Here is a 25,641-nt window from a genome sequence, read left to right as displayed (position 1 = left end):
GGCCCTGCACCCTGACCCGTCCCGGCGAGCCGACCTGATCCCTGTGAGGACCCACCGGTGGACCTGATCGTCGACAACCTCCCGGCCTACCTGACCGGCTTCTGGGTGACCCTGCGCCTCACGCTGATCTCCGGCGCGCTGTCCCTGGTCGCCGGCACCCTGCTCGCCGCGCTGCGGGTGTCGCCGCTCGCCCCGCTGCGCGCCGCCGCCACCGTCTACGTCGAGATCCTGCGCAACACCCCGCTCACGCTGGTGTTCTTCTTCCTGGTCTTCGTGGCCCCGCAGTTCGGCATCCTGCCCCCGCTCGGGTTCTGGACCGCGGTCGTCGCGCTGTCCCTCTACACCTCGGCCTTCGTCTGCGAGGCGGTGCGCTCCGGGATCAACTCGGTGGCCGTCGGGCAGGCCGAGGCCGCGCGGGCGATCGGGCTGACCTTCGGGCAGACCCTCGGCCTCGTCGTGCTGCCGCAGGCGGTGCGCTCGGTGATCCCGCCGCTGATCAACGTGCTGATCGCCCTGACCAAGAACACCTCGGTCGCCGCCGGGTTCGCCGTGGTCGAGCTGCTGGCCACCGGGCGCCGGCTCGCGCTGGCCAACCCCGCCGACGCGATGTGGGCGCTGGCCGGCGTCGCGATCTTCTACCTGGTGATCACCGTGCCGGCGGGCTACCTCGCCGGCGTCCTCGAGCGGAAGGTGGCGTTCGCGCGATGAGCTCCGTCCTGTACGACGCCCCCGGACCGGCCACCCGCCGGCGCGAGCGGATCGGCTCGGTGATCGGTGCGCTGGCGCTGATCGTGCTGCTCGCGTTCGCCTTCCGCTACGCCGACCAGCGCGGGCTGTTCGGCGCCGACCGCTGGGACGTGCTCTACGACCCGCCCAAGAACCAGTCGGCCTCGGCCGTGTGGACGTCCATGCTGGTCCGCGGGCTCGGCGCCACCCTGCGCGCCGCCGTCGTCGCCGCCCCGATCGCCCTCGCCCTCGGCCTGCTGCTCGCGCTGTGGCGCACCACCCGTCACCGCTGGCTGCGGCTGCCCGCCACCGTCGTGATCGAGCTGTTCCGCGGGCTGCCCGTGCTGCTGCTCATGCTCGCCGGGCTGCTCGTCTTCGGCTGGGACGCGTTCATCGCCGTGGTGTTCGGCCTGTCGGTGTACAACATGGCGATCATCGCGGAGATCCTGCGCGCCGGGCTCGCCTCGCTGCCGCGCGGTCAGGCCGAGGCCGCCTACGCCATCGGGCTGTCCCGCACGCAGACCCTGCTGCTCGTGCTGCTCCCCCAGGCCGTCCGCACGATGCTGCCCAGCCTGATCGCCCAGCTCGTCGTGCTGCTCAAGGACTCCTCGCTCGGCTACATCGTCGGCTACGCCGAGCTGCTGAAGTCCATGCAGAACAACGCGCAGTACTTCGGCAACCAGTACTACGTGGCGCTGTTCGTCGTCGGCGCGGGCACCTACCTGATCGTGAACCTCACGCTGACCCGGCTCGCGATCTGGTTTCAGGGGCGCTCGCTGCGCACCGCCGCGCCGTCCGTCGGCGATCCGACGCTGCCCGGCAGCGACCTCGCCAGCGGCCGCGCGGTGTGAGCGCGGTGCTCGGGTTCGACGGCGGGTGGCGCGTCAGCCCGCGGTGGCGCTGGCGCGGACCTCGCGGACGACGGTCACCTTGATCTCGCCCGGGTAGGACAGGTCGGCCTCGATGTGCCGGGCGATCTCCACCGCGAGCCTGCCCAGCGCCTCGTCCGGCACCGTCTCCGGCTCCACGACCACCCGCATCTCCCGACCGGCGGCCATCGCCAGCGCGCGCCGCACCCCCGCGTGCCCGGCGACCAGCTCCTCCAGGCGCTCCAGCCGCTCGACGTGCTGGTCGATGTCCTCGCGACGGGCACCCGGGCGCGCCGCCGAGATCGCGTCCGCGACCTGCACCAGCACCGCCTCGACCGTCTCCTGCGGGACCTCGTCGTGGTGCGCGGCGATCCCGTTCACGACCACCGCCGACTCCCCGTGCCGACCGGCCAGCGCCGCACCCACCTGCGCGTGCGTGCCCGGCACCTCACCGGTCACCGCCTTGCCGATGTCGTGCAGGAACGCCGCCCGCCGGGTCACCTCGACGTCGGCACCGAGCTCCGCGGCGATCTGCGCCGCGAGCAGCGCCGTCTCCACCAGGTGCTCCAGCACGTCCTGCCCGTAGGAGCCGCGCAGGCGCAGCCGGCCCAGCAGCCGCAGCAGCGTCTCGTCCAGGCCGCGCACCCCGGCGCGCTCCGCCGCGTCCGCACCCGCCTCGTCGGCGCGCTGGTCCGCACCCGCCACCGCCTCGGCGTACGCCGCCTCGATCCGCTGCGGGTTGATCCGCCCGTCCGCCATCAGCGCGTCCAGCGCCACCTGCGCGACCTCACGCCGCTCCACGTCGAAGCAGGACAGCACCACCGATCCCGGGGTGTCGTCCACCAGCACGTTCACACCGGTCAGCGCCTCGAACAGCCGGATGTTCCGGCCCTCCTTGCCGATGATCCGGCCCTTCATCTCGTCCGAGGGCAGCGGCAGGATCGTCACCGCCGCCTGCGCGCTCGTCGGCACGGCCGTGCGGTGCACCGCCGTCGCCACCACCCGGCGCGCCCGCGCCTCCGCCGTCCGCTTGGCCTGCGCCTCGATCCGACGCACCGACGCCGACGCCTGCTGCATCGCGTCCGCGGTCAGCTGCCGCAGCAGCTCCGCACGCGCCTCCGCCGCCGACAGCCCGGAGGTCGCCTCCAGCCGCGCCGTCGCCTCGCGCTCCGCCTCGGTCAGCCGGGCGGCCGCCCGCTGCTCCGCCTCCGCCCGCGTCTGCTCCGCCGCGCGTGCCGCCTCGGACTGCTCGCGCTGCACCGCGCTGCGCAGCTCCTCCGCCTCGTCCCGCGCGGCCCGCGCCGCCGACTCCCGGCGACCGGCGGCCTGCTCACGCTCCGCCGTCGCCCGCTCCTGCTCCCCGACCGACCGCTCGCGCGCCTCGACCCGGACCTCCCGGCGCTGGGCGTCCGCGAGCAGCGTGCGGGCCTCGTCGCGGATCGTCTGCACGTCCTCGTTCGCCTGCCGACGCACCGCATCCGCCTCGCGACGGGCGAGCAGCACCAGGATCAGCGCGACCAGGCATGCCGCCAGCAGACCGACGACGATCACCATGTCGCGCACGTGCACCACTCTCCTTCGCCCGGTCTCGGACCGACAACGCCCCGGACGGGGGTCCGGTTCCGCGGGTGAGCGCCACGCGAGGTCCAGGCACCGGATCACCCCGGCGCCGCAGCTGTGACGCTCCCGGCATTCTCCCGCACCGGCGGCTCACAGGAGACGAGCGACCCGCATCCCGGAGGCGCGGATACCGTCGAGTATCAGCGGGCGGGCGGCGTGGGCGGGCGGCGCGGGCGGGCGGCGCGGGCGGCGCGGGCGGCGCGGCCGCATGGGTGCTGTCGGACTGCCCCTTCGCCCCCGCAGGTCACGCCCAGGGCGCGTCCGCGCACCGGCCCGAGCCGGCCTGCGCTTCGCCCCAGCGGTCACCCCAGCGGCTCGTCCGCCCACGGGTCAGCGTCGGCCTGCCCCTCCGCCGCCAGCTCCTCGCGCACCAGCCGCGAGACGAGCCCGCCGCCGTAACCCTTGCGCCCGAGCATCGCCGACGTGCGTCGCACCCGGACCTCCCGGTCGAGACCGCGCGTCGACGCGAGCTTGCGCCGGACCAGCACCCGCGCCGCACTCTCCTCGTCGGACTCCTCGACCTGCTCCAGCGCCTCGGCTGCCGTCACCGGGTCGACCCCCCGACGCCGCAGCTCCATCGCGAGCGCACGACGGGACAGCCCCTTCTCGGCGTGCCGGCTGCGCACCAGCACCTCCGCGTAGGCGGCGTCGTCCACGAGGCCGACCTCGGTGAACCGATCGAGCACCCGGTCGGCGATCTCGTCAGGGACGTCCCGACGCGCCATGGCCTCCGCGAGCTGCGCCCGGCTGCGCGGCGCCCCGGTGAGCAGCCGCAGCGCCACCGTGCGGGCGACCTGCTCGCGGTCCGGCTCCGCGTCCACCGCGGCCGCGCCGGTCTCCGGCGGCTCCTGCGCCGAACCGCGACCCCGGCGGCCGCCCCGCGCGCCACGGCCCGACCAGGACGAGCCACTGCTGCGTCGGGTGCCGGACGCGCCGCCCCTCGTGCCGCGCCGGGAACCGCGCTCGGCATCAGCACCGCCCCGCGGGTCCTCGGGCGCGGCAGGAGGCCCGAGCCATGGATCCTCGGGGTCATGCGGCTCGCCTGCGGCACCGTCCCATGGGTCCTCGGACACCGGCAGCGCCGGCGTGCCGGCCCACGGGTCGACGGCGTCGACCGGCCGCGCTGGAGCGCCGGCCCAGGGATCCTCCGGCTCGGACCCCGTCGGCACCTCGGCCCAGGGATCATCGGCGCCCGCGGATGAGGCGCGTGCTGCCCGGGCTCGCGCAGTCTGGGCGCGCGCGACTTCGCCCGTCGCCGCCTCGCCCTGCGCCACCTCGTCTGTGGCCGCCTCAGCCGCGGAGACCCCCGCCGACCGCGCCGCACCACCGCCGACCAGGCCGCCGCCGGCCACGCCATCACCGGCCACGCCATCACCGGCCACGCCACCGTCCGCCGCACCGCCGCCGGCCACGCCACCGTCCGCCGCGCCACCACCAGCCACGCCACCGCGCGCCGCGTCCGCGCGTCCCGCCGTCAGCTCCGCGAGCCGACGCGCGAGGTCCGCCACCTGCTCCTCGTGGCTCGGCCGCCCCGCCGCGCGCGCGCCGTCCCCGGCACCGTCCTGCTGCTGCATCACGCTCGCCTTCCCGCCGACCGTCGTGCGCGCCACGTCGCCGACCGTCGCGCGCGCCGCACCACCAGCCGCCGCGCACCCCGCGCCGCCGGCCCGGCGCAGGACGACCCCTCACCCACCCGTCGTCGCGGGCACGTGAGGGGCCGTCCGTCGTTCACCGATCAGGTCCGCTCAGAAGTCGACCTTGACCGCGTCCTCCGCCGGCGCCTCGGCCTTGACCCCGATGCCGAGCTTCTCCTTGATCTTGCGCTCGAGCTCGACCGCCAGCTCCGGGTTGTCACGCAGGAAGGACCGCGCGTTCTCCTTGCCCTGGCCGAGCTGGTCGCCCTCGTAGGTGAACCAGGAGCCGGACTTGCGCACGAACCCGTGCTCGACGCCCATGTCGATCAGGCCGCCCTCGCGGGAGATGCCGACGCCGTAGAGGATGTCGAACTCGGCCTGCTTGAAGGGCGGGGCCATCTTGTTCTTGACGATCTTGACCCGGGTCCGGTTGCCGACCGCGTCGGTGCCCTCCTTGAGGGTCTCGATGCGGCGGATGTCCATGCGGACCGAGGCGTAGAACTTGAGCGCCTTGCCACCGGTGGTGGTCTCGGGCGAGCCGAAGAACACGCCGATCTTCTCGCGCAGCTGGTTGATGAAGATCGCGGTGGTGCCGGAGGCGTTGAGCGCACCGGTGATCTTGCGCAGCGCCTGCGACATGAGGCGGGCCTGGAGGCCGACGTGGCTGTCACCCATCTCGCCCTCGATCTCGGCCTTGGGCACGAGCGCCGCGACGGAGTCGATGACGATGATGTCGATCGCGCCGGAGCGGATCAGCATGTCCATGATCTCCAGCGCCTGCTCACCGGTGTCCGGCTGGGAGACGAGCAGGGCGTCGGTGTCCACGCCGAGCTTCTTGGCGTAGTCGGGGTCGAGCGCGTGCTCGGCGTCGATGAAGGCCGCGATGCCGCCGGCGCGCTGGGCGTTGGCCACGGCGTGCAGGGCGACGGTGGTCTTGCCCGAGGACTCCGGGCCGTAGACCTCGACGATGCGGCCGCGGGGCAGTCCGCCGATGCCGAGCGCGACGTCCAGCGCGATCGAGCCGGTGGGGATGACCTCGACCGGGGCACGCCCGTCGTCGCCGAGGCGCATGATCGAGCCCTTGCCGAACTGACGGTCGATCTGGCTGAGGGCGGCCTCGAGGGCCTTCTCGCGGTCCTGGGGAGCGGCCATGGTGTTCCACCTCGTGCGTCTCGTGCAGCGGTCGTGCTGCGCCTGCGGGGACTGGTCTCTGTCGTCGCGGATGACGGTATGCCCGACCACCGACATGCACCTCGGAGCCGTCCACAGGGCCGCCGCGCGATCCCGCTGGGGACCGTTCGACGCCCGCCTCCGGACCGGGGCGTGTCATCCGAGGGCCACTGTAGCCGAACAGGTGTTCGATCGCCGCCGACCCCGCGCATCCGGCGTGTCGGCAGGTCAGGACCCTGCGCGCACCGGGTCCAGCACCGCCCGCTCCCCCGGCGCCAGCACGACCGCCTCGCCCTGCCCGCCACGCGCGAGCGCCGCCGCGAACGCGGGCCCGGCCCGGTCCATCCAGCCCGGAGGCAGCCGCCGCGAGGCCGGCGCGTGCAGCGTGCCCCAGTGGATCGGCACCGCACGCCGCACCCCCACCAGCGCGCACACCCCGGCCGCCTGCACCGGGTCCATGTGCCCGCCGGACAGCCGTGGGCCCCAGCCGCCGACCGGCACCAGCGCGAGATCGATCGGCCCGCCCGCGAGATCGGGCAGGTGGCGCATCTCCGGGTACGGGGCGGTGTCGCCGGCGAACCAGATCCGTGCGCCCGGCGCGTCCACCAGGAACCCGTGCGCCGCGTTCGGCCGGTGCGGCATCGGCCGGTGCCCGTGCACCGCGGTCACCGTGCGCACCCGCACCGCCGATCCGGGCACCGTCCACCACGTGTCGTCGGGCAGCCCGTGCGCACCGGGCACGCCGTGCCGGGCCAGCCAGTGCGCGTTCGCCGGAGCGGTGAGCACCGGCGTGCGGCCGAGCAGGGTCAGCGAGCCGATCTCCGCGTGGTCGTGGTGCAGGTGCGAGACCAGCACCACCGACGGGTCCGCCCATGCCGACCGTGACGGCGCCGCACCGCCCGCGCGACGCAGCAGCCCCGCGTGCGGGCGCAGCAGCGGATCCGTGAGCAGGCGAGCCCCGCCGACGTCCAGCACCACCGTGGCGTGGCCGAGCCAGCGGACGGCGATCTCGCCGTGCGCGGAGGCGGCGGCGGCGGATCCGGGCCCGGTCATCCCTCAGCCTCGCGCAGCCCGAGCGCCGACGCCCACCGGAGCAGCTGGGCGTGCACCCGGTCGGCACCGATCAGCATCGGCCCGTCCGCATCGTCCGTGCACAGGTCCTCGTCCACCGGCAGCGCCGCCGGGTGCAGCAGCAGGGCCTCGTTCTGCGCGCCGCCGATCCCCCCGTGCGACCCGACCTGCCCCTCGAAGGCGTGCACGTGCCCGGCGTCCGTCACCGTCGACAGCAGCACCAGGTCGCCGACGTGGTCCAGCCGTCCGAGTCGGCGCAGGTCCGCCCGCGCGTGCGGGCCGTACCGGGCGAGCGGGTCGGCGCCGTCCGTCGCCTCCGGCCCCTGCTCCTCCAGCCACGCCACCCCACCGGGCCCGACCGCCATCAGCCCGCGCGCCGCCGTGTCCACCAGCACGATCCCGATCCCCGGGGTCGCCGCGAGCGAGCGCACCAGACCGGGCCAGCGGTGCTCGATCTCCTCCAGCACCAGCCGCCGGGGCTCGCGCGGGAACCACACCATGCCGAGATTCCCCGAGCCGGTGACGGCCACCTCCGGCGGCAGCTTCGACGATCCGGGGGCCGGCGCCTGCTCGCGGTCCTCGCCGCGCCGCTCGCGTCCCTGCGGACCGAGCACCCTCGATCGCTCCTCGCCCTTGCGGGCCGTCACCGAGCTGAGGAACGCGTTCAGCGGACCCCACTCCTCGTCGCCCGCCGAGTGCACCGCCGCGACGTCCCCGCCCGCCGACGCCTGCGACATCAGCGCGCGCACCACCTCGACCAGCGACCGACCGCCGATCTGCTCGAAGGTCGCACCGAGGGTCTGGCCGTGGTCCGACAGCACCACCACGCGGTAGTCGCGCGGCGCCACCTCCACCACCCGCTCCAGCGTGGCGAGCACGCGGTCCAGCCCCTCCAGCGCGCGCAGCGACTCCGGGCGGGTCGGACCGGCGTGGTGCGCGATCTCGTCGTAGTCGACCAGATCCACGAACACCGTCGGCGTCCCGCGCACCAGCTGCTCCGCGACCAGCGACGTCGCCAGATCGCGCAGCAGCACGTTCGTCACCCCGCGGAGCACCACGTACCAGCCGCGCCGCGACACCCGGGGCCGCACGTCACGCACCTGCTGCCGGCGCCCCTGGTACAGCTCCTTGACCATCTCACCGATCGTCAGCGACACCGCGCGCGCCAGCACGAACGGGCTCGCGAAGAACCGCAGGAACGGCGTGCCCGGCCCGATCCCCCGCCGCGCCTGGCTCATCACGAGCAGCTGGGCGGAGGCGTCGCCGGAGAACATCGTCGCCACCGCCGCGCCGCCACCGCTCAGCAGACCGCGGCCGTCCGCGATCCGCCGCTCCACCAGCGCCGCGTCGTCCGGGTGGTTCGTCACCACCAGCCGGCCCAGATCACGGTCCCACCAGCGGAACGAGGGGATCGCGTCGGCGGCCCCGTGCAGCAGACCCGCCTGGCTGGCCGGCGTGGTCGAGGGCGCCTGCGCCCACCAGCGGTCGACCCGGTGGCTGCCGCCGGTGATCCACCGCGCCATCGTGGGCGCGAGCCCCGCGTCCACCGCCTGCGCCAGCACCGGCGCGGCCACCCCGTCGAGCTGCACCACCAGCAGCCCCGGCGGTCGGACGTCCCCCGGCCCGGATCCGTCAGCCCCCGCGCGCCGGGCCCGCGACCGCGCGCGCCGCAGCACGTCACCGACCACGTACTCCGAGTCGCTCGCGCCCCACACCCAGCGCCCGAGCGCCATCACGACCGCCGCGATCATCAGCACCGGCACCACCGCGAACGCGTTCGTCGTGGCGACGCCCGGCACGACCGACAGCGCCAGCCACGCCACCAGCACCTGCGCGGCCAGCCCCGCGAGCAGCGCGCCCATCGCCCCGCCGACCCGTGCCAGCACGCGCAGCGCCGGGCGGAGCACCAGGTCGCCGACCGCCACCACCAGCGCCGCGAGGACCACCGCCCCGGGGTTCGACGCCGACACCCCGTCGACCAGCGCGATCGCCACGCCCAGGCCGACAGCCGTCGTGACCAGGGAGAGCAGCGCGTCGCCCACGTCGCTGAGCGTGACGGCCCACCGCGATCGGGCGGACGTCGGTGCAGGTGCGGCGGGCACGGGGCCAGCCTGCCACGCGGCGGAGCGGTGGGGGCGGTGGATCGCGGTCGGCGGATGGATCACGGCTGGCCGGTGGATCGTGGGCGGCCGGTGCAGCGGGCGGTCGGGCGAGGTGGGGGGGATCGGTGCAGCACCGCTGATCGGGATCAGCGGTGCGGGGGCGCCTGCCGGTGCCGGTCGCTCCCCCAGCGGCGCGCGTCCGGGATGTCGAGCTCGTCGCACAGCGCGTGCCAGACGTCGCGCGGCTCGACCCCGTCGTCCAGCGCCTGCTGCGCGGTGCGCTGGTCCAGCCCGATCAGCACGAGGTCCGCGACGAGCACCCGCCCGTGGGCAGACCCCAGCACTTCGTCGACCAGCTGCCAGAACTCTCGATAACGCACCGCACCAGCCTGCCACGGACCACCGACGTCCCCACGCGCCGATCACTGATCGCCGATCGCCGATCACCGAGGAGATCTCCTGATCGCGACGAGATCGTCTCGGACGCTCTTCCGCTCCAGGAGCGGGTGTCGAGCCGTCCACAGGCGTGATGTGTGTTCGTCGTCCCCAGGTGGGGTGTGTGGGGCGGGGCGCGTGTGGGTGGTGGTGCCTAGGGTGGGTTCATGGCATCTGACCTGCACGAACACCCTGACGCCGGCGGCGAGTCCGCCGGTGGCGGTGGTGCGCGCAGGGGCGGTGACGTGCTCGTCCCGGAGTGGGTGCGGGTGATCCACGCCGAGCAGGACCACGCCACGGCGGTGGCGTTGCTGGCCTCCACGATCCCGGGCATCGAGGGCGTGGGTGTGGGCGGCGAGGGAGTGGGCGTGGGCGTCGAGGGCGGCGTGGTGGACGTGGACGGCCTGGCTGGGGTGGCCCCGGGTGTGGCGTTGGCGGCCGTGCTGGACGCCGCGGACCTGGACGGGGTCTCCGACGCGGGTCTGGTGGAGGTCGTCGCGGCCTGGCAGCGGATCGGTTCGTGGGTGCACGCCCACACCACCCGTGCAGCGGCCACCCTGGCGGGGCGGGCGTCGATGAACCCGGCCTGGAGCCCCGCCGCCGGTGGCCCACCCGCGCGAGCGTGCGTGGCCGGGGATGAGCTCGCGATGCGCCTGGCCTGCTCCCGGCGCACCGCCACCCGCCTGGTCGAGCACGGACAGGCCTACACCGGTGTGCTGTCCGCGACAGGGGACGCGTTGGCGGCCGGGCGGATCACGGCGGTGGTCGCGGACAAGATCGCCGACCGGTTGGGTGATCAGCCGATCGACGTCGCCCTGGCCGCCGAGCACCGGGTCCTGACGCAGGCCGGTGAGCGCACCCCCACCCAGATCGACCGCGACCTGGAAAAGGCCCTGCTGGTCGTCGACCCGCACGAAGCCGCCCACCGCGTCGAGAAGGCACGGAGCAAGCGGTGCGTGTATCGGCCGCGGGTGCTGCCCGACGGGATGGCCTCGGTGACCGCGATCCTGCCCGCCGCCACCGCCGCACGCATCGACACCACCCTGGAATCCGCCGCCCGCACCGCACGCACCGCCGGGGATCCCCGAACCCTGGACCAGCTACGCGCCGACGGACTCACCGACCTCGTCCTGCACACCACCTGCACCAGCAGCACGCCCGACAGCGACGTCCAGGTGCCGGACGCCGGACCGCTTTCGACGTCCGGCCTCGGGATACGCACTCACGGTCTGAGGGGCACCGGCGCCACAGCATCGACCAGGCCCGGCAGCGACGCCCGCGGAACCTGCGCTGCCCACGACACGGACGCCCTCGACGAACCAGGCCGTATCGTCCGCACCGACCACACCGACGCCACCAGCCCCGACGACGACGTCCACATCGACGCCACCAGCCCTGACGACGACGTCCACGCCTCCGCGGCCCGCACCGTCTGCGGGAACGCCCCGCACCACCGCACCGAGATCCGCGTCACCGTGGCCCTGACCACCCTGCTCGGCCTCGACGAGCACCCCGGCGACCTCGCCGGCATCGGACCCGTCGACGCCACCACCGCCCGAGACCTCGCCCTGGCCGAGGGCGGCGTCTGGCGGCGGATCGTCACCGACCCGCTGTCCGACACCGTCCTGGACGTCGGCCGCACCACCTACCGCCCACCGCGCGCCCTGGCCCGACACGTCCGCACCCGCGACCAGATCTGCGCCCGCCCCGGCTGCACCACCCCCGCCGAGACCTGCGACCTCGACCACACCATCGAGTACCACCACCCACCCGACGGACAACCACCCGGCACCACCGCCCACCACAACCTCGGCCCCCTGTGCCGACGCGACCACCGCCTCAAGACCGACGGAGGCTTCACCCTGCGCCACACCACCCCCGGCACCTACCTGTGGACCACACCCACCGGACACCAGTACGCCACCACCCCCGGCCACGACAACCACCACGCACACCTCGGCACCGCACCACCACGAGCGCACGACTCCCGACCCGGGCCCATGCCGGCACCACCGCACCGAGACGACGCCCGCTCGACGGCCGCTCCGCCACCACCGTTCTAGGCAGTGCGGAGCCGACGCCCGCCACCCCGCCATCGATCTGACACTGATGACGACTCGACGCCACCACCGTCCTGTGCCTCCGGCTCGCCGAGCGGCCAGAGCACTACCTCCAGCCTTCTCCCGACCCGCACACCGGACGGGAGCCCGCCAACCTCCCCGCAACCGGCGTCCTTCGGGACCACCGACGCACACTCCTTGAGCCCGCCGCGTCAGACCCCCTGCCCCACGCCGCACGTGTGAGTGTCTCCGCGCCGCGCGTGTCGGTGCCGCGGGCCACAATGACCCGGTGACCAGCCACGCCTCCGACGCTCCACGCCCTGCCGAGGGCGGCGACGTGCTGGCACGGTTCTCGCCCGCCACGCAGGACTGGTTCCGTGGCGCGTTCGCCGAGCCGACGTCGGCGCAGGCCGGCGCGTGGGACGCGGTGTCGACCGGCCGGCACGCGCTGGTGGTGGCGCCGACCGGATCCGGCAAGACGCTCGCGGCGTTCCTCTGGGCGCTCGACCGGATCGTGACGGCGGACGAGACCGGGCCGGGGCAGGACGCGGCAGCCGCCGCCGATCCGTTGCAGCGCTGCCGGGTGCTCTACGTCTCCCCGCTCAAGGCCCTGGCGACCGACGTGGAGCGGAACCTGCGCTCGCCGTTGGTCGGGATCCGGCAGGCGGCGACCCGCCGCGGGATCGAGCTGCCGGACGTGCGGGTCGGGGTGCGCACGGGCGACACGCCGCCGCAGGAGCGCCGGGCGTTCGCGACGAAGCCGCCGGACATCCTGATCACGACGCCGGAGTCGCTGTTCCTCGTGCTGACCTCGGGCGCGCGTGCGGGGCTCTCCGGGGTGCGCACGGTGATCCTGGACGAGATCCATGCGGTCGCGGGGACGAAGCGGGGCGCGCACCTGGCGGTGTCGCTGGAGCGGCTGGACGCCCTGCTCGACCGGCCGGATGGTCCGGGGCCGGCGCAGCGGGTCGGCCTGTCGGCGACGGTGCAGCCGGTGGACCGGGTGGCGGCGTTCCTCGCGGGCGGACGCACCCCCGCGGACGGCGGACGCGAGGTCGTGGTGGTGCAGCCGCCGTCGACCAAGGAGATCCGGGTGGACGTGGTGGTCCCGGTGCCCGATCTCACCGAGCTCGCAGTCCCTGCGACCACCGCCGACGGCACGGCCCGACCGACCGTCGAGCCCGCGGTCGCGCCGCTGGCGCCGGGCGAGGTCGACCTGACGGGGCAGGCGGCGGGACCGGGGGGCGGGGCGACCCGTGCGTCGATCTGGCCGCACGTCGAGGAGCGCGTGGTCGACCTGGTGGCGGAGCACCGATCGACGCTGGTGTTCACGAACTCGCGGCGCGGGGCGGAACGGCTGACCGCGCGGATGAACGAGGTGTGGGCGGAGCGCCAGGGCGAGGACGTGCCGGATCCCGGCGCGCTGTGGGCGGCGCAGGTGACCGCGCAGTCGGGCACGGCCGTGGGCGTGGACACCCGGGAGGCGGCGACGATCATCGCCCGGGCGCACCACGGGTCGATGAGCCGCGCGGAGCGCACCCGCACGGAGTCGGAGCTGAAGGCGGGTCATCTGCCGGCGGTGGTGGCGACGAGCTCGTTGGAGCTGGGGATCGACATGGGGGCGGTGGACCTGGTGGTGCAGGTCGGCGCTCCCCCCTCGGCGGCGAGCGGGCTGCAACGGATCGGCCGTGCGGGCCACCAGGTCGGTGCGGTGTCGCACGGCGTGGTGTTCCCGACGTTCCGCGGCGACCTGGTGCCGGCGGCGGTGACGGCGCAGCGGATGCGTGCGGGGCAGATCGAGCCGCTGCACGTGCTGGCCAACCCGCTGGACGTGCTGGCGCAGCAGATCGTGGCGATGGTGGCCACCGAGGACTGGACGATGACGGACCTCGCGGCGACGGTGCGGCGGTCGGCGCCGTTCACGACGCTGGGCGACGCGACGCTGCGCGCGGTGCTGGACATGCTGGCCGGGCGGTACCCGAGCGAGGAGTTCGCCGAGCTGCGCCCGCGGATCGTGTGGGACCGCGCGACGGACGTGCTGAGCGGGCGTCCCAGCGCGCTGCGGCTCGCGGTGACCAGCGGTGGCACGATCCCGGACCGCGGGCTGTACGGGGTGTTCCTGGCCACGGGCTCGGACACGGCGGACGTGCCGGTGGACACCGAACGGTCGGGCGGGCGGGCGCGCGGCGGCAAGCGGGTGGGCGAGCTCGACGAGGAGATGGTCTACGAGTCCCGCGTGGGCGACACGTTCACGCTGGGGTCGAGCACCTGGCGGATCGAGGAGATCACCCCGGACCGGGTGCTGGTGACCCCGGCGCCCGGGTTGCCGGGACGGCTCCCGTTCTGGAAGGGCGACTCCCAGGGCCGCCCGGCGTCGCTGGGTCAGGCGATGGGCGCGTGGGCGCGGGAGGTCGCGGACCTGCCGGACGCCGAGGCGCGGGCGCAGGTGCGGGACGCGGGGCTGGACCCGTGGGCGGCGGACAACCTGCTGGCCTACCTGCGCGAGCAGCGCGAGGCGACCGGGGTGCTGCCCTCGGACTCGACGATCGTGGTCGAGCGGTTCCGTGACGAGCTCGGCGACTGGCGTGTGGTGGTGCACTCGCCCTACGGCGCCCGGGTGCACGCGCCGTGGGCGCTGGTGGTGGGCGCGCGGCTGCGCGAGCGCTACGGGGTCGACGCGGCGGCGCTGCACGCGGACGACGGGATCGTGCTGCGGCTGCCGGACATGATCACCGGCGACCCGCTGACCGATCTGCTCGGCCTGGACGACGCGATGCCGGGGGCGGGCGGTGCGATGCCGGGAGCGGGTGGCGCGATGCCGGGAGCGGGTGGCGCGTCGGAGCCCGACGGATCGGCTGGGTCGGCGGGCTGGTCCGCGGCGGGATGGCCCGGACCGACCGGGGGCACCGAGGAGCCGGTGGGCACGGCGGACCTGCTGATCGAGCCGGACGAGGTCGCCGACGCGGTGCGCGCGGAGCTCGGCGGGTCGGCGATGTTCGGCGCCCGGTTCCGTGAGGCGGCGGCGCGCGCGCTGCTGCTCCCCCGGCGCCGGCCCGATCGCCGTCAGCCGCTGTGGCAGCAGCGTCAGCGCTCGGCGCAGCTGCTCAGCGTCGCGGCGCGGTACCCGGACTTCCCGATCCTGCTGGAGGCGGTCCGCGAGTGCCTCCAGGACGACTTCGACGTCGAGGCGCTGACGACGCTGATGCGGGACGTCGCCGCCGGGCGGGTGCGGGTGGTCGAGGTGACGACCTCCCGACCCTCGCCCTACGCGCAGTCGCTGCTGTTCGGGTACACCGCGCAGTTCCTCTACGACGGGGACGCCCCGCTGGCCGAGCGCCGCGCCGCCGCGCTGACGCTGGACCCGACGCTGCTGGACGAGCTGCTCGGCGGGGGCGGCGGCTCGCAGGTGGCGGATCTGCTCGACCCGGATGCGGTGCTGCGCACGGAGGCCGAGGTCACCGGCACGGCCCCGGACCGGCAGGCGCGATCGGTCGAGCAGCTCGCGGATGCGGTGCGCCGGCACGGCCCGCTGCCGCTGGCCGGCGTGTCCGCACGGGTGCGCGAGGACGTGCGCGCGCAGACCGAGCAGTGGCTGACCGATCTGGAGCGCGCCCGTCGGGTGATCCGGGTGCGGCTCGGCGGGGTCGACCCCGCCGAGGCGGAGCAGTGGGCGGCGGTGGAGGACGCCGGACGGCTGCGCGACGCGCTCGGCGTGGCCCTGCCGGTGGGGGTGCCGGAGGTGTTCACGGAGGTGCTGCCCGACCCGCTCGGCGATCTGCTGCGCCGGCACGCGCGCACGCACGGACCTTTCACCGCCGGTCAGGTGGCCTCGCGGTTCGGGCTCGGCACCGCCGTGGTGCAGGCCGGGCTGCGCCCGCTGGAGCGCGCGGGCACGATCGTGCAGGGCCGGCTGCGCCCCGAGGTGCTGGGCGGCGTCGGCGACGAGTACTGCGACGCCGACGTGCTGCGCACCCTGCGCCGACGGTCGCTGGCCGCGCTGCGCTCCGAGGTCGAGCCGGTGCCGCAGACCGCCCTGGGCCGGTTCCTGCCCGCCTGGCAGCACGCGACCGTCGCGCCGGACCCGGGACGCAGCCGCACACCGAATGCGCTGCGCGGGCTCGACGGGCTGGCGCGGGCGATCGAACAGCTCGCCGGTGCGGCGCTGCCCGCCTCGGCGCTGGAGACCCTGGTGCTGCCGGCGCGGGTGGTCGACTACACGCCCGTGCTGCTGGACGAGCTGACCGCCGCCGGCGAGGTGCTGTGGGCCGGGCACGGCACGCTGCCGGGCAGCGACGGGCTGGTGAGCCTGCACCTCGCGGCGACGGCGGACCTGACGCTGCCGCTCGCGCCGGTCGAGGTCCCGGCGTCGATCGACACCCCGTTGCACGCGGCGGTCGTGGAGGCGCTGGGTGGCACGGGTGGCGGCGGGGGTGCGTTCTTCCTCGGTGCACTGGGTGCGCGGGTCGCGGAGATCCTGGCGGCTCGCGGCGACAGCGACGCGGGCGGCGCGGGCAGCGTGGGCAGCGTGGGCAGCAGCGATGGAACGAGCACTGCGCCCTCCTCCGCCGCGCTGCTGGCCGCGGTGTGGGACCTGGTCTGGGCCGGGGTGGTCACGAACGACGGGCTGACCCCCCTGCGCGCCCGGATCGCCGGGGGCAGCACCGCGCACCGCACGGCGCCGCGCGCACCCCGCGCCCGGGCGATGTCGGGCCGGTACGGCGGGCTGGCGCTGCGCGGGATCGGCGCGGCGGGTCCGCGCGGCAGCCGTCCCACGGGGGCGATCGCGGTGGCCCCCGACGGGGCGGGCCGCTGGTCGCTGCTGCCCCCGCGCGAGACCGACCCGACGCGGCGCGCCCATGCGCTCGCTGCGCAGCTGCTCGACCGGCACGGGGTGCTGACCCGCGCGGTGGCCCCGGCGGAGGGCGTGTCGGCGCAGTTCGCCGGGGTGTACCGGGTGCTGTCGGCGCTGGAGCAGGCCGGGCAGGTGCGGCGCGGGTACTTCGTGGAGCACCTCGGCGGCTCGCAGTTCGCGCTGCCGGGCGCGGTCGACCAGCTGCGCGCGGACGCCCGCACGCTGGAGCGGCTGGCCGAGCAGGACCACCCCGCCGACGCGGATCGCACGGTGGTGCTGCTCGCGGCCACCGACCCGGCGAACCCCTACGGCGCCGCGCTGGGCTGGCCGGCGTCGACGGAGGGCGGGACCGGGCACCGTCCGGGTCGCAAGGCGGGCGCCCTGGTGGTGCTGGTGGACGGCGACCTGGTGCTCTACGTGGAGAAGGGCGGTCGCACGGTGCTGACCTTCACCGAGGAGCCCGCGACGCTGCGGCTGGCCGCCGAGCACCTCGCGGCGACGGTGCGCGCCGGGCGCCTGGGGCGGATGACCCTGGTGCGCGCCGACGGCGAGGACCTGCTCACCGGCGGGCCGGGATCGACGCCGCTGGGCCGGGCGCTGGTGGATGCGGGCTTCGGCCCGACGCCGCGCGGCCTGCGGCTGCGGGACGTGCGGTGACAGGGATGCACGGGGTGCGAGAGGCACGCGAGGCGCGAGGGGCACGCGGTGCCCGAGGGTGACATCCTGCGCCGCACCGCCACCCGCCTGGACGAGGCGCTGGCCGGGCGGGTGCTGGTGCGCGGCGACCTGCGCTGGCCGAGTGCCGCGAGCACGGACCTGACCGGCCGGACGGTGCTGACGACGGTCCCCTACGGCAAGCACCTGCTGACCCGGCTGGACGACGGCCGCACCCTGCACACCCACCTGCGGATGGACGGGTCCTGGCGGGTCGAGCGGACCGGCTCTCCCGGCGCCCGTGCTGCGTCCCCGCAGGTCCGCGCGGTGCTGGCGAACGAGACGTGGACGGCGATCGGCCGGCTGCTCGGGATGCTCGACGTGGTGGCGACCCGGGACGAGCACACGCTGATCGGCCACCTCGGCCCGGACGTGCTGGCGGACGACTTCGAGGAGGTCGGGCTGCCGGAGGGGCTGCGCCGGTGGGCGGAGCGCGGGTCGGCGCCGGTGTGCGACGTGCTGCTCGACCAGACGGTGATGGCGGGGATCGGCACGATCTTCATGGCGGAGCCGCTGTTCCTGGAGCGGCTGTGGCCGTGGACGCCGGCCGATCAGGTGCCGGACCCGGCGCGGCTGCTGCGGGTGGCTCGGGCGCTGATGCTCCGCTCGGTGCGCTCACCGCTGCCGTCGTCCACCGGCGAGTCCGGGCGCGGGCGGTCGTCCTACGTGCACGGGCGGTTCCGGCAGCCCTGCCGGCGCTGCGGGGCGCCGATCCGGGTGGGTCAGGCGCGCAAGCCGCCGTACGAGCGGCCGGTGTTCTTCTGCGGGGTGTGCCAGGTACCGGCGGCGGGCTGAACGCGGGAACGACCCACGAAGCGCGAGACGCGCGAACGCCCCCCGTCGGTCATCCGACGAGGTCGGACACGGACGAGGGGCGTTCAGCGACGCTGTGCTCAGCTGATCAGCGCATCAGCCGATCGGTGCCAGCTCGGGACGGCGGCGCGTCCAGTCGCGCTCGGGGCCGGCGGCCCACACCGAGGCGAGGTCGGCCGGGACGGTGTCGGGGATCAGCAGACCCTCGGCGACGGCGATCCGGTCGCTGACCTCGCGCAGCACGCGCGACATCGACACGTCGAGCGCGTCGCAGATGCTGGCCAGCAGCTCGGAGGACGCTTCCTTCTGCCCACGCTCGACCTCGCTGAGGTACCCCAGCGACACCCGGGCGGCGGAGGACACCTCGCGCAGGGTGCGACCCTGCCGCTGCCGCGCATCCCGCAGCACGTCACCGATCTCTCGGCGCAACACGACCATCTGGCGTCCTCCTCTCGTCTCTCGGTCCTGCTCCTGCCGCACCGTCGTGGGCGCGCCCGCAGGCGTCGTCCGGACGAGTGCGACACCCTTGTGCCCCCGCTTGGGGAGGCTCCTACCGTACATGTCGCCACCCACAGGGGCAGCGCCGGTGCGGGTCGGAGGCCGTGTGCTCATCACGACCATCCCAACGCCCGGACCCCCGGCGATGTTCCCCGGCCGGTGCGCGGGCGGGTGTCAGCGCCCGTCGGTACCGCCCCGGACCAGCGTCTCGGCCAGACCGAGCACGGTGGTCACGGCGGCGTGACGCACCTCGGCGCGTCCGCCGGGCAGCACGACGGAGATCACCCGCTCGGCCTCGGGCGTGGCCACCGCGAGGTGCACGGTGCCGGGCGGGAAGCCGTCCTGCGGGTCGGGACCGGCCACGCCGGTGGTGGCGAGGCCGACGTCGGCGCCGGTCACGCGGCGCACCCCGGCGGCCATCTGCCGGGCGACCTCGGGGTGCACGGCCCCGTGGGCGGCGAGCAGCGCGACGTCGACGCCGAGCAGGCTGCCCTTGAGGTCGGTGGCGTAGGCGACGACGCCACCGCGCAGCGCCCGGGAGGCGCCGGGGACGTCGACCAGGGTGGCGGCGACCAGCCCGCCGGTCAGCGACTCGGCGGTGGCCACGGTCCAGCCGCGCGCGGTCAGCGCCTCCAGCAACGCGGCGGGCAGCGCCTCCAGCAGCGCAGGGGGCAGCGCAGCGGGCAGCGCCGCCGGCCGCGCAGCGTCCGGCTCGCCCGCGCCGGCCGCCCCGCCCGCGCCGCCCGCGTCGGCCGCCCCGCCCGCGCCGCCCGCGTCGGCCGCCCCGCCCGCGCCGGGCGCGCCGTCAGCGTCGCGCGTCGTCACCGTCGCCGTCCGCGACGCCCCGGCTGGTGGTCCCGGTGCCCGCGGCGACGGCGGTCGCTCCCCCGGGCCCCGGCACGACGCCGGCCCGGTGCTCGTGGTGCACGCGCACGGCGGTGCGCACGTAGTCGGCGCCGGTGACGAGGGTGACGACCACGGCGGCGCCCATCACGACGGCGGCGACCCAGCCGACGACGGCGGGCAGGTGGTCGAGCGGCAGCAGGTAGATCCCGACGGCGACGGACTGCAGGACGGTCTTGATCTTGCCGCCGCGCGAGGCGGGCAGCACGAGGTACTTGAGCAGGAAGAACCGCATGACGGTGATCCCGAGCTCGCGCACCAGCACCGCGATCGTCACCCACCACCACACCTCGCCGAGCGCGGACAGCAGCACGAGCGCGGTGCCGATCAGGGCCTTGTCGGCGATCGGGTCGAGCAGCTTGCCGAGGTCGGTGACCAGGCCCATCCGGCGGGCGAGGTAGCCGTCGATGCGGTCGGTGACGGCCGCCAGCGCGAACAGGCCGGCGGCGACGAGACGCCACACCACGGAGTGCCCGCCGTCGATCAGCAGCGCCCACGCGAAGAACGGCACCGCCACGATGCGAGCCACCGTGAGCACGTTCGGCAGGTTGAACGAAGACGGTCGGTGGTCCACCACCCCGACAGCCTACGGGCTCGGCGCCGGTGCCCGGCGACGCGCGCACGACCGCGCAGCCACCCGCCAGAGGGTCAGCGCAGGTCGTCCGCGTCGTCGTCGTAGTCGACGGCCTCCGGCGGCTCGCCGGGCATCCGGCCCTCGGGGGCGGCGTACCGGTCGTCGGCCGGGCCGTCCTCCTCCGCACCGGGCTCGCCGCGCAGCATCGCCAGCGTGCCGGGCAGGTCGTCCGGCTGCACCAGCACCTCGCGCGCCTTGGACCCCTCGGAGGGTCCGACGATCTCGCGGGACTCCAGCAGGTCCATCAGGCGGCCGGCCTTGGCGAAGCCGACCCGCAGCTTGCGCTGGAGCATGGACGTCGAGCCGAACTGCGAGGTGATCACGAGCTCGGCGGCCTGGAGCAGCAGGTCGAGGTCGTCGCCGATGTCCTCGTCCACCTGCTTCTTGGCGGCGGTGACGGTGACGTCCTCGCGGTAGACCGGCTTGAGCTGGCCCTTGACGTGGTCGACGACCGCGTGGATCTCGCTCTCGGTGACCCAGGCGCCCTGGGTGCGCATGGGCTTGGCGGCGCCCATCGGCAGGAACAGCGCGTCGCCCTGGCCGATCAGCTTCTCGGCGCCGGGCTGGTCGAGCACGACGCGGGAGTCGGTGAGCGAGGAGGTGGCGAACGCCAGGCGGGAGGGCACGTTGGCCTTGATCAGACCGGTGACGACGTCCACCGAGGGGCGCTGCGTGGCGAGCACCAGGTGGATGCCGGCGGCGCGGGCGAGCTGGGTGATCCGCTGGATCGACGCCTCGACGTCGCGCGGGGCGACCATCATCAGGTCGGCGAGCTCGTCCACGATCACCAGCAGGTACGGGTACGGCGCGATCTTGCGCTCGGACCCGGGCAGCGGCTTGACCTTGCCGGCGCGCACGGCGACGTTGAAGTCGTCGATGTGCTTGAAGCCGAACATGGCCAGGTCGTCGTAGCGCGCCTCCATCTCGCGCACCACCCACTCCAGGGCCTCGGCGGCCTTCTTGGGGTTGGTGATGATCGGCGTGATGAGGTGCGGGATGCCCTCGTAGACGGTGAGCTCGACGCGCTTGGGGTCGACCAGCACCATGCGCACCTGGTCCGGCGTGGACCGCATGAGGATCGACACGATCATCGAGTTCACGAAGGAGGACTTGCCGGCGCCGGTGGCGCCCGCGACGAGCAGGTGCGGCATCTTGGCGAGGTTCGCGGTGACGTAGCCGCCCTCGACGTCCTTGCCGACGCCGATCACCATCGGGTGCTCGGTGCGGCGCGCGGCGCTGGACCGCAGCACGTCGCCGAGGGAGACGGTCTCGCGGTCGGTGTTGGGGATCTCGATGCCGATCGCGGACTTGCCGGGGATCGGCGAGAGGATCCGCACGTCCGCGCTGGCCACCGCGTAGGCGATGTTCTTGCTGAGCGCGGTGACCCGCTCGACCTTGACGCCCTTGCCGAGCTCGACCTCGTAGCGGGTGACGGTCGGTCCCCGGGTGAAGCCGGTGACGTGCGCGTCGATCTCGAACTGCTCGAGCACGCTGGTCAGCGCCTCCACCACCCGGTCGTTGGCGGCCGAGCGGACCTTGTGCGGGGCGCCCTTGGCCAGCGCCTCCTCCGAGGGCAGCGTGTAGAGCACGTCGCCGGTGAGCATCGGCTGCTCGCCGCGCGGCACGCCGGTGGTGGGCGGGGCGACCGGCTCGCGCCGGGCGGCGGGCGTCGAGGAGGCAGCAGCGACGCCCGTCTCCTCGTCCAGGTCGACCGCGGAGACCGCCTCGGTGGGCGCGGTCATCGGGTCGTGGCCGGCGCCGAGCACGGCGGTCGCGTCGTCCTCGCGCGCCTCGACGGTGGCGGCGCGCTCGAAGGCCTCGTCGGCCTCGTAGCCGTCGAGGCGGGCGTCGTCCACGTGCTCGTCCTTGGCGCCGCGACGCAGGCGGTCGCGCAGGCCGCGGCGGGCGGGCTTCGCGGGAGGCTCCTCGATCGCGGTGTGCCCGGCGTTGATCACCAGCGGGGCGTCGTCGTCCTCGACCTCCTCCTCGCGGTGGTTGCCGGTGAGGCGGTCGTAGCCGGCGCGCAGCCGGGGCACGATCTGGTTGACCGGGGTGGCGGTGACCACCAGCACGCCGAAGAAGGCCAGCAGCACCAGCAGCGGCACGGCGGCCCAGGTGGTGACCAGGCTGACCAGCGGCGTGCCGACCAGGTAGCCGATGATCCCGCCGCCGTCGCGCACCGGCTCGAAGCCGTCGGCAGGGGCGGGCAGCTCGGCGGCGATGTGCGCGAGGGCGCAGGCGGCGACCGTGATCGCGGTGACGCCGATGCTGATCCGGGAGTTCGCCTGGTTGCGCTCGGGGTGCCGCATGAGGCGCACGGCCATGCCGACCAGCGCGACCGGCACCGCGACGGCGACCCGGCCGAACACCCCGGCGACCACGACGTGCACGGCGTCGCCCGCCATGCCGTCCAGCCCCCACCACTCGCGGGCGGCGACCACGATCGCCAGCGCGAGCAGGAAGAACGCCCCGCCGTCGCGCCGCAGCGCGGGGTCGAGGTCGCGGGCTCCCCGGCCGACGCGCCGTGCGGCCCCGCCGACCAGGTGGGCCAGGCCCATCCAGATCCCGCGGATCATCCGCAGCGGCAGCGCAGGCCGATGCTCGGGGGCCGGGCCGGACGCGGCCTTGCCGCCCGACCGCCCGGATCCGGATCGTGCGGCGCCGGACCGTGCGGCCGGGGCCGCGGCGCGGGAGCGCGCAGGGGCGCCCGCACGGGTGGCGGTCGAGGACGGACGCGGGGCCATGATCCTCACGGTAGCCCGAGCACGCGCCGGACCCGCGGACCGCCGCGCCCGCACGAGCGGGCGGGCCGGCTCGCGCGAGCGCCTGGTCCGGCTCGCGCGAGCGGCCGAGCCACCCGCGCGAGCGCAACGCGATCAGGCCGCGACGACCACCGGGATGATCATCGGACGGCGGCGCAGGCGGTTGGACACCCAGCGGCCGACGATCCGGCGCACGATCTGCTGCATCTGGTGCGTGTCGGCGTTGCCGCCGCGCGCGGCCTCCTCGAGCGCCGCGGTGACCTCGGGGAGGATGTCCTCGAAGACGGCGGCGTCCTCGGCGAAGCCGCGGGCGTGGATCTGCGGGGCGGCGAGCACCTTGCCGTCGGTGGAGGACACCACCGCGAAGATCGAGATGAAGCCCTCGTCGCCGAGGATCCGGCGGTCCTTCAGCTCGGCCTCGGTGATCTCGCCGACGCTGGAGCCGTCCACGTAGACGTAGCCGCAGGGCACGGCGCCGACGACGGTGGCCTTGCCGCCGGCCAGGTCGACGACCACGCCGTCCTCGGCGAGCACCACGCGGTCGGCCGGCACGCCGGACTTCACCGCGAGCGCGCCGTTGGCGACCAGGTGGCGGACCTCGCCGTGCACCGGCATGACGTTGCGCGGGCGCAGGATGTTGTAGCAGTAGAGCAGCTCGCCGGCCGAGGCGTGCCCGGAGACGTGCACCTTGGCGTTGCCGGAGTGCACCACGCGGGCGCCGAGCCGGGTCAGGCCGTTGATCACGCGGAACACCGAGTTCTCGTTCCCGGGGATCAGCGAGGACGCCAGGATGATCGTGTCGCCGGGGCCGACCGAGATCTTGTGGTCCTGGTTGGCGATCCGGGACAGCGCGGCCATCGGCTCGCCCTGCGACCCGGTGCACATGAGCACGAGCTCGTCGTCGCGCAGGTCGCCGAGGCGCTTGGCGTCGACCAGCACGCCCTCGGGCACCTTGAGGTAGCCGAGCTCGGCGGCGATGGTCATGTTGCGGATCATCGAGCGGCCGACCAGCGCGACCTTGCGGCCGTGCGCCTCGGCGGCGTCGAGCACCTGCTGCACGCGGTGCACGTGCGAGGAGAAGGACGCGACGACGATCTTGCCCTCGGCGTCCAGGAACACCGAGTCGAGCACCGGGCCGATCTCGCGCTCGGGGGTGACGAACCCGGGGACCTCGGCGTTGGTGGAGTCGACCATGAACAGGTCGACGCCCTTCTCGCCCAGGCGGGCGAAGGCGCGCAGGTCGGTGATCCGGCCGTCCAGCGGCAGCTGGTCCATCTTGAAGTCGCCGGTGTGCAGCACGGTGCCGGCGGCGGTGGTGACGGCGACGGCGAGGGCGTCCGGGATCGAGTGGTTGACCGCGACGAACTCGCAGGAGAACGCGCCGATCTGCTCGGTCTGCCCCTCCTTCACCGTGAGGGTCAGCGGCTGGATCCGGTGCTCCTTGAGCTTGGCCTCGACGAACGCGAGGGTCAGCTGCGAGCCGATCAGCGGGATGTCGCGGCGCAGGCGCAGCAGGTAGGGCACCGCGCCGATGTGGTCCTCGTGCCCGTGGGTGAGCACGATGCCGTCGATGTCGTCCAGGCGGTCCCGGATGTACTCGAAGTCGGGGAGGATCAGGTCGACGCCGGGCTGGTGGTCCTCGGGGAAGAGGACGCCGCAGTCGATGATCAGCAGGCGGCCGTCGAACTCGAGGACGGCCATGTTCCGGCCGACCTCGCCGAGGCCGCCGAGGGCGACGATGCGCAGGGCACCGGCGGCGAGGGCGGGCGGCAGGGTGAGCTCGGGGTGCGGGTGGGACATGCTTCTCCTGGTCTCAGCGGACGAGGGCGTCCAGCAGGCCGGCGGCGCGCAGTCCCGCGCGCACGGCCTCGGTGTCCTCGTCCGACGCGGCGACGTTGGGCAGCCGCAGGTGTCGGGTGGGGATCAGGCCGAGCGCCCACACGGCCGCCTTCGCGGCGACCGCCTGGAACCCCTGGCCGTTCAGCGCGTCGATCGCCGGTGCGATCGACAGGAAGATCTCGAGGGCGCGGGCGTGGTCGCCCGCGTCGTGGGCCGCGGTGATCGCGGCGAGCTGCGGGCCGGCGACGTGGCCGACCACGGAGACGATGCCGGCCGCGCCGTGCGCGAGGAACGGCAGGTACAGCGAGTCGTCGCCGGAGTACCAGGCGAGCCCGGTGCGCGCGGCGTGCTTGGCGGCGGAGTACACGTCGCCGGTGGCGTCCTTCATGGCGACCACGCGGTCGTGCGCGGCCAGGGCGTCGAGGGTCGCGGGGGCGAACCGGACGCCGGTGCGGCCGGGCACGTCGTAGAGCATGACCGGCAGGCCGGTGGAGTCGGCCACGGCGGTGACGTGCCGGACCACGCCCTCCTGCGAGGGGCGGGAGTAGTAGGGGCTGACCACGAGCAGCCCGTGCGCGCCCGCCTCGGCGGCCTGCTCGGCCATCCGCACGGCGTGCAGCGTGTCGTTGGAGCCGGCGCCGGCGACGATCGAGGCCCGGTCCCCCACCGCGGCGACGACCGCGCGGATCAGGTCGGCCTTCTCCGGGGCGTGGGTGGTGGGCGACTCGCCGGTGGTGCCGTTGAGCACCAGGCCGTCGTGCCCGTGGTCCACCAGGTGCGTGGCCAGGGCCACCGCGGCGTCCAGGTCGACCGCACCGTCCGTCGTCATCGGGGTCACCATGGCGGTGAGCACCGCGCCGAACGGGCGGGAGGGAGTGCTGGGGCGCATGGGCTCACGGTACCGCCCGTGGACGCACCGGCGCCGCACGCGCCCATCGG

The 25,641-nt window shown here is 75.1% G+C and carries 17 protein-coding genes; 5 read left to right on the top strand and 12 right to left on the bottom strand.

The window, feature by feature from the left end:
* Nucleotides 1-57 precede the first annotated feature (57 nt).
* Both ACZ5HG_RS07775 and ACZ5HG_RS07770 read left to right on the top strand, forming a co-directional pair.
* Nucleotides 58-708: an amino acid ABC transporter permease gene (locus ACZ5HG_RS07775; protein WP_464181583.1), complete on the top strand. Its 651-nt coding sequence runs from the start codon at nt 58-60 to the stop codon at nt 706-708.
* Entirely contained in the window at nt 705-1,577 is an 873-nt protein-coding gene (locus tag ACZ5HG_RS07770; protein WP_464181582.1) for an amino acid ABC transporter permease, read from the top strand. Before ACZ5HG_RS07775 ends, ACZ5HG_RS07770 begins: the two co-directional genes overlap by 4 nt.
* A 33-nt stretch (nt 1,578-1,610) precedes the next feature.
* Here ACZ5HG_RS07770 and rny read toward each other — a convergent pair whose 3' ends face one another.
* From rny to ACZ5HG_RS07740, 6 genes are all read right to left on the bottom strand, one after another.
* Nucleotides 1,611-3,164 (bottom strand): ribonuclease Y, encoded by a 1,554-nt coding sequence (rny, locus tag ACZ5HG_RS07765; RefSeq protein ID WP_464181581.1) that lies wholly within the window; start codon nt 3,162-3,164, stop codon nt 1,611-1,613.
* Nucleotides 3,165-3,517: 353 nt separating this feature from the next.
* Nucleotides 3,518-4,825, bottom strand: a complete 1,308-nt coding sequence (locus ACZ5HG_RS07760; RefSeq protein WP_464181579.1) for a regulatory protein RecX — start codon at nt 4,823-4,825, stop codon at nt 3,518-3,520.
* Nucleotides 4,826-4,960: 135 nt separating this feature from the next.
* The gene (recA, locus tag ACZ5HG_RS07755) at nt 4,961-6,001 is read right to left on the bottom strand and encodes a recombinase RecA (RefSeq protein WP_464181577.1); all 1,041 of its coding nucleotides are present in this window, start codon (nt 5,999-6,001) and stop codon (nt 4,961-4,963) included.
* 246 nt (nt 6,002-6,247) lie between these two features.
* Nucleotides 6,248-7,072 carry an MBL fold metallo-hydrolase gene (locus tag ACZ5HG_RS07750; RefSeq protein ID WP_464181575.1) on the bottom strand — a complete coding sequence of 275 codons (825 nt, stop codon included), beginning with the start codon at nt 7,070-7,072 and terminating at the stop codon, nt 6,248-6,250.
* Nucleotides 7,069-9,192, bottom strand: coding sequence for an alkaline phosphatase family protein (locus ACZ5HG_RS07745; protein WP_464181573.1), 2,124 nt, complete (start codon nt 9,190-9,192; stop codon nt 7,069-7,071). The genes ACZ5HG_RS07750 and ACZ5HG_RS07745 overlap by 4 nt, the downstream gene beginning before the upstream one ends.
* 146 nt (nt 9,193-9,338) lie before the next feature.
* Nucleotides 9,339-9,572 carry a DUF3046 domain-containing protein gene (locus tag ACZ5HG_RS07740; protein WP_464181571.1) on the bottom strand — a complete coding sequence of 78 codons (234 nt, stop codon included), beginning with the start codon at nt 9,570-9,572 and terminating at the stop codon, nt 9,339-9,341.
* Between the two features lie 222 nt (nt 9,573-9,794).
* Between ACZ5HG_RS07740 and ACZ5HG_RS07735 the strand changes: the two genes are divergently transcribed.
* From ACZ5HG_RS07735 to ACZ5HG_RS07725, 3 genes are all read left to right on the top strand, one after another.
* A complete protein-coding gene (locus ACZ5HG_RS07735) occupies nt 9,795-11,690 on the top strand; it encodes an HNH endonuclease signature motif containing protein (RefSeq protein ID WP_464181569.1) in 1,896 nt (631 codons plus the stop codon).
* 286 nt (nt 11,691-11,976) lie between these two features.
* On the top strand, nt 11,977-17,196 hold the full coding sequence (locus ACZ5HG_RS07730) for an Lhr family helicase (protein ID WP_464181566.1): 5,220 nt from the start codon (nt 11,977-11,979) through the stop codon (nt 17,194-17,196).
* Nucleotides 17,197-17,244: 48 nt separating this feature from the next.
* Nucleotides 17,245-18,048 (top strand): DNA-formamidopyrimidine glycosylase family protein, encoded by an 804-nt coding sequence (locus ACZ5HG_RS07725; protein WP_464181564.1) that lies wholly within the window; start codon nt 17,245-17,247, stop codon nt 18,046-18,048.
* Nucleotides 18,049-18,162: 114 nt separating this feature from the next.
* On the opposite strand, the gene ACZ5HG_RS07720 is transcribed toward ACZ5HG_RS07725, so the two are convergent.
* The 6 genes from ACZ5HG_RS07720 to dapA form a co-directional block, all read right to left on the bottom strand.
* Complete coding sequence (locus tag ACZ5HG_RS07720; RefSeq protein WP_464181562.1) at nt 18,163-18,504, bottom strand: helix-turn-helix domain-containing protein; 342 nt, start codon at nt 18,502-18,504, stop codon at nt 18,163-18,165.
* A gap of 234 nt (nt 18,505-18,738) precedes the next feature.
* Entirely contained in the window at nt 18,739-19,251 is a 513-nt protein-coding gene (locus tag ACZ5HG_RS07715; protein WP_464182122.1) for a CinA family protein, read from the bottom strand.
* A 118-nt stretch (nt 19,252-19,369) separates the two neighbouring features.
* Nucleotides 19,370-20,044, bottom strand: coding sequence for a CDP-diacylglycerol--glycerol-3-phosphate 3-phosphatidyltransferase (gene pgsA / locus ACZ5HG_RS07710; RefSeq protein ID WP_464181560.1), 675 nt, complete (start codon nt 20,042-20,044; stop codon nt 19,370-19,372).
* 71 nt (nt 20,045-20,115) lie between these two features.
* Nucleotides 20,116-22,845, bottom strand: a complete 2,730-nt coding sequence (locus ACZ5HG_RS07705) for a DNA translocase FtsK (RefSeq protein WP_464181559.1) — start codon at nt 22,843-22,845, stop codon at nt 20,116-20,118.
* Nucleotides 22,846-22,977: 132 nt separating this feature from the next.
* Nucleotides 22,978-24,663, bottom strand: coding sequence for a ribonuclease J (locus ACZ5HG_RS07700; protein WP_464181558.1), 1,686 nt, complete (start codon nt 24,661-24,663; stop codon nt 22,978-22,980).
* A 13-nt stretch (nt 24,664-24,676) separates the two neighbouring features.
* Nucleotides 24,677-25,591 (bottom strand): 4-hydroxy-tetrahydrodipicolinate synthase, encoded by a 915-nt coding sequence (gene dapA, locus ACZ5HG_RS07695; RefSeq protein WP_464181556.1) that lies wholly within the window; start codon nt 25,589-25,591, stop codon nt 24,677-24,679.
* Between the last annotated feature and the right edge of the window lie 50 nt (nt 25,592-25,641).

This window comes from Cellulomonas sp. GTC20042 (genome assembly GCF_055389595.1).
The sequence above is the reverse complement of the archived record's forward strand: the minus strand, read 5'-3'. Positions and strand labels throughout refer to the sequence as shown.

Excerpts from the sequence above, each read along its gene's own strand:
- ACZ5HG_RS07770 (WP_464181582.1), top strand. The coding sequence starts at position 705 with ATGAGCTCCGTCCTGTACGACGCCCCCGGACCGGCCACCCGCCGGCGC.
- ACZ5HG_RS07735 (WP_464181569.1), top strand. The coding sequence starts at position 9,795 with ATGGCATCTGACCTGCACGAACACCCTGACGCCGGCGGCGAGTCCGCC.
- ACZ5HG_RS07720 (WP_464181562.1), bottom strand. The coding sequence starts at position 18,504 with ATGGTCGTGTTGCGCCGAGAGATCGGTGACGTGCTGCGGGATGCGCGG.
- ACZ5HG_RS07705 (WP_464181559.1), bottom strand. The coding sequence starts at position 22,845 with ATGGCCCCGCGTCCGTCCTCGACCGCCACCCGTGCGGGCGCCCCTGCG.
- ACZ5HG_RS07700 (WP_464181558.1), bottom strand. The coding sequence starts at position 24,663 with ATGTCCCACCCGCACCCCGAGCTCACCCTGCCGCCCGCCCTCGCCGCC.
- recA (WP_464181577.1), bottom strand. The coding sequence starts at position 6,001 with ATGGCCGCTCCCCAGGACCGCGAGAAGGCCCTCGAGGCCGCCCTCAGC.
- dapA (WP_464181556.1), bottom strand. The coding sequence starts at position 25,591 with ATGCGCCCCAGCACTCCCTCCCGCCCGTTCGGCGCGGTGCTCACCGCC.
- ACZ5HG_RS07750 (WP_464181575.1), bottom strand. The coding sequence starts at position 7,072 with ATGACCGGGCCCGGATCCGCCGCCGCCGCCTCCGCGCACGGCGAGATC.